This is a genomic window from Mesorhizobium sp. M1A.F.Ca.IN.020.06.1.1, assembly GCF_004023265.1.
In the GTDB taxonomy this organism is placed as follows: Bacteria; Pseudomonadota; Alphaproteobacteria; order Rhizobiales; family Rhizobiaceae; genus Mesorhizobium.
Genome location: NZ_RZSR01001215.1, coordinates 1 through 1479 on the forward strand (window position 1 = coordinate 1; position 1479 = coordinate 1479).

Annotated in this window: 1 protein-coding gene and 1 pseudogene; one reads left to right on the plus strand and one right to left on the minus strand. The window is 63.6% G+C overall.

Annotation, left to right across the window (positions count from 1 at the left end):
- The coding region (gene ligD, locus EOA60_RS32610) for a DNA ligase D (protein ID WP_128312596.1) at positions 1-1341 on the plus strand (1341 nt) is incomplete at its 5' end.
- 24 nt (positions 1342-1365) lie between these two features.
- Here ligD and EOA60_RS39955 read toward each other — a convergent pair.
- Positions 1366-1479 (minus strand): annotated as a pseudogene (locus EOA60_RS39955) (transcriptional regulator); the annotation flags it as partial.

Below are 1479 nucleotides of genomic sequence, written 5' to 3' on the forward strand. Positions count from 1 at the left end.
CCCTATCGCAGCGGCCGCGGCCTCACCTGGATCAAGTCGAAGTGCACGCTGCGCCAGGAATTCGTCATCGGCGGCCAATTGCCCTCGGACAAGACCGGGCGCGGCCTGCGCTCGCTGCTGGTCGGCTATCATGGAGGCGGCAAGCTCAACTATGCCGGCCGCGTCGGCACAGGCTTTTCCGGCAAGGTGGCTGCGGACCTTAAGAAAAAACTCGACAGCCTCAAGACGACGAAGTCGCCTTTTTCTGCCGCCGTGCCGAAGGGCAAGGGCCTCGTCTGGGTCAAACCCGAGCTTGTCGGCGAAGTGGAGTTCCGCAGCTGGACATCCGACCATATAATCCGCCACGCCTCGTTCCAGGGGCTGCGCGAGGACAAGCCGGCGGAGGACGTGGTGCAGGAAAAGCCGAAGCAAGCCGACGGCAAGACAAAAAGCGGAGCAAAGGCGAGCAGCGGCAGGACCGAGACAAAAACCTCGGCCGGAACGGCGAAGACCTCGGTGAAGCTGTCGCATCCCGACAAGCTGCTGTGGCCCGACGAAAAGGTCTCCAAGCAGGATCTCCTCGATCACTACGCCCTGGTCTGGCCGCGAATTGAGTCATTCGTCGTCAACCGGCCGCTCAGCCTTGTGCGGGCGCCCGACGGCATCCATGGCCAGCGCTTCTTCCAAAAACATGCCTCACCGGGCATGAGCGACAAGATCGCCAGGATGAACAATCCGACCGACGGCGAGGAGATCTTGTTCATCAGGGATTTCGACGGGCTTGCAGCCCTTGTCCAATACGGCGTCGTCGAGGTTCATATCTGGGGCTCGACCGTCGACGAACTGGAAAAGCCGGACCAGATCATCTTCGACCTCGATCCGGACGAGGGCATCGGGGTCGAGGCGGTGCGTGCCGCCGCCCTCGATATCCGAGCCAAGCTGAACGACCTGTCGCTGCCGACGCTGGTCAAGACGTCTGGCGGCAAGGGCTATCACGTGCTGGTGCCGCTCAAGCCCTCCGCCGAATGGGACGAGGTGAAGGACTTCGCCCATGATTTCGCCCGCGCCCTGGAGCAGGCCGCGCCCGACCGCTACACGGCGACGCTGTCGAAGAAGGCGCGCACCGGCAAGATCTTCGTCGACTATCTGCGCAACGGCCGCGGCGCGACCACGGTCGCGCCCTATTCCTCGCGCGCCAAGAAGGGCGCGACGGTGTCGATGCCGGTGACCTGGCCGGAGATCGAGAAGGGCCTGCCGCCCAATGCGTTTCCGCTCGGCGACGCCACGACGCTAAAGCAGCTGAAGAAGGCCGATCCGTGGGCGGATTTCTTCAAGCTGGGCAAACCGCTCAAGCGGGCTTAGCCAACAGCCGAGCCGGCCAGTCCGTCACGCCAGAAATACCCTCTCGAACTCCTGCTTGCCCTTCGGCGAGAACACCACGGCGCGGCTGTCCTTGTCGCGCCGCGCCCATTTTTCGACGATGACCTTGTCGAGGATGGC